General features: G+C 48.3%; 1 protein-coding gene. It reads right to left on the reverse strand.

Features of this window, described 5'->3' with window-relative positions; genetic code table 11:
- Positions 1-133: 133 nt before the first annotated feature.
- Positions 134-2425, reverse strand: a complete 2292-nt coding sequence (gene metE, locus KDK14_RS03115) for a 5-methyltetrahydropteroyltriglutamate--homocysteine S-methyltransferase (RefSeq protein ID WP_257263561.1) — start codon at positions 2423-2425, stop codon at positions 134-136.
- Positions 2426-2692 lie beyond the last annotated feature (267 nt).

Here is a 2692-nt window from a genome sequence, read left to right on the forward strand (position 1 = left end):
GTTCAAAGCTTTTGCTTCTGGAATTAATAGATAGATGCTTAATGTCTATCGTAAGTGCAGGAGCAGTTGCCGCGTAGGGCAGTCTATTCTCGGACAGCCTCCTGGATCATGCCCTTCTTCTTTATATGGCTCTTTAACTGGATCTTAATATTTTTGCAGCTGCGACCATATTTCTCAAAGCCTCTTCTACTTCTGGCCAGTCTCGGGTCTTTAATCCGCAATCCGGATTAACCCATAAACGCTGTTTGGGAATTTTCTGTGCTGCTTTGGTCATCAGCTGTTGAATCCACTGGATACTGGGTACATTTGGCGAATGAATATCATAAACGCCAGGGCCAATCTCATTCGGGTATTCGAACGCTTCAAAAGCATCCAGCAGTTCCATATCAGAACGGGAAGTTTCTATAGTAATGACATCCGCATCCATTGCAGCAATATATTCGATAATGTCATTAAACTCGCTGTAACACATATGGGTATGGATTTGGGTTTCATCTTTTACGCCACTGGCAGCAATTCGAAAGCTCTTCACGGCCCAATCCAGATAAGCAGGCCAGTCTGCTTTTCTCAAAGGCAAGCCTTCCCGAATGGCTGGCTCATCAATCTGAATAATGCCAATACCTGCCTTCTCCAGATCAACCACTTCATCTCTTAATGCCAACGCTAACTGCAAACAGGACACTTCTCTGCTCACATCATCTCTTGGAAATGACCAGCAGAGAATGGTAACCGGCCCGGTTAACATGCCTTTGACGGGTTGACTGGTCTGATCCTGGGCATAACGGCTCCATGAAATAGTCATCGGTTCAGGACGGCTGACGTCGCCGATAATAATGGGTGGTTTGACACAGCGACTGCCATAGCTCTGCACCCAGCCATTGGCGGTAAAGGCAAACCCATCCAGCTGCTGACCAAAGTATTCAACCATGTCATTACGTTCTGCCTCGCCATGGACAAGAACGTCCAGACCAAGCGACTCTTGCCTTTTAATGGTATGACGGATTTCCGCTTGCATCGCTTCGATATAAGACTGCTCATCCAACTCCCCTTTACGAAACTGTAAGCGCTTTTGTCGTATCTCCCGCGTCTGGGGAAAAGAACCAATGGTGGTGGTAGGGAATTCAGGTTGATTCAGTTTTTTGTGCTGTAATGGCGCCCTTGACTCGTAAGGCGAGTGACGATGATCAATATCCTTGTCGTCTTTTAATCCAGTCACCCGTTGTTCTACTGCGGTATTATGAACCCGTTGGGACTGTTGCCTGGCCGATGTGGCTTTTTCCGCCTCAGACATCATTTTTAACACAGACTGAGCCTGTGCCTGATGCCCACCAGTTAACACCTGACCGATAACGGATACCTCTTCACACTTCTGCCTGGCAAAGGCAAACCAGGATTTCAACTCATCATCGAGCCCGGTTTCATTTTCCAGATCAACCGGAACATGCAGTAATGAGCAACTTGGCGCTACCCATAGCCGATCTCCCAGTCGCTCTGATGCATCCTTCAATTGCTGTGCTATCTGCTGCAAGTCTGAGCGCCATATATTTCGACCATTAACAACACCAGCGGATAAAACTTTGTAGGCGGGTAAGCGATCAAGCAGTGCTGGTAACTGATCGGGGTCTCGAACCAGATCAATATGAAGACCATCCACCGGCAGATTGACGACCGTGGTCGTGGTACCATTGAGGCCACCGAAGTAGCTGGCCAACAGAATTCTAACCTGGCAACCCTGCAGTCGGTTATATACCGATTCAAACGCCTGTAGCCACTGCCGGGGAAGATCCAGAGCCAGAATGGGTTCATCAATCTGCACCCACTCCACATCCATTTCTGCCAACCTGGCCAGAACGTTGCCATAAACCTCGACAACATTGTCCAGCAGTGTCAGTCGATCAAAAGCCTCACCCTTGACTTTACCGAGCCACAGCCAGGACAGTGGGCCAATCAGTACCGGTTTAGCCCTGATACCCTGTTCAATTGCCTCAGCGGTTTCATCCAAAATAGCGGTGTTAGACAGTTGGAACTTCTGGCCTTTATGGAACTCCGGCACGATAAAATGGTAATTGGTATCAAACCATTTAGTCATTTCACAGGCAGCAGCCGACTCTCCCGTCGGCGCTCGGCCTCGGGCCATACGAAACAGCGTATCAATATCTCCAGGGTCCGCTTCCGAAAATCGCTCCGGCACTGCACCCAGCATCAGAGAGTGATTCAGTACCTGGTCATACCAGGCGAAATCCCCCGTCGGAATCAGATGAAGCCCTGATTCTTTCTGCAGCTGCCAGTGTCGCTTACGCAGGCGACAGCCTTCTGCCAAAAGCTCCGCTTTAGAGAGGTCATTGCGCCAGTAACTTTCCTGAGCCTTCTTCAGCTCACGGTTGGCACCTATGCGTGGAAATCCAAGGTTATGGGTGGTAATCATGCAATAACTCCGGGCTGATCGTCAGACTTATTGTTGTCAGGACTGATCATAGAGTAGTCGTGATTTAGTTAGAGGGTTAGGAGTCGTCTAAAAATAACTTTTCCATTTTAAACTCAGTGTTCCTGATGATTGCGGTGGAACATCTGTATGCGGAAGTTATTTACATACAATTCCCAAGAGCACGAAGAAGAGCTTTTCTTTTCCTTTGGGACCTTTGCCGTGAAAAATATTTTTCTCAACCGTTTTTCATCCCTGAGGGTGGCGCAA

Source organism: Endozoicomonas sp. ONNA2 (genome assembly GCF_024606365.1).
GTDB lineage: Bacteria > Pseudomonadota > Gammaproteobacteria > Pseudomonadales > Endozoicomonadaceae > Endozoicomonas.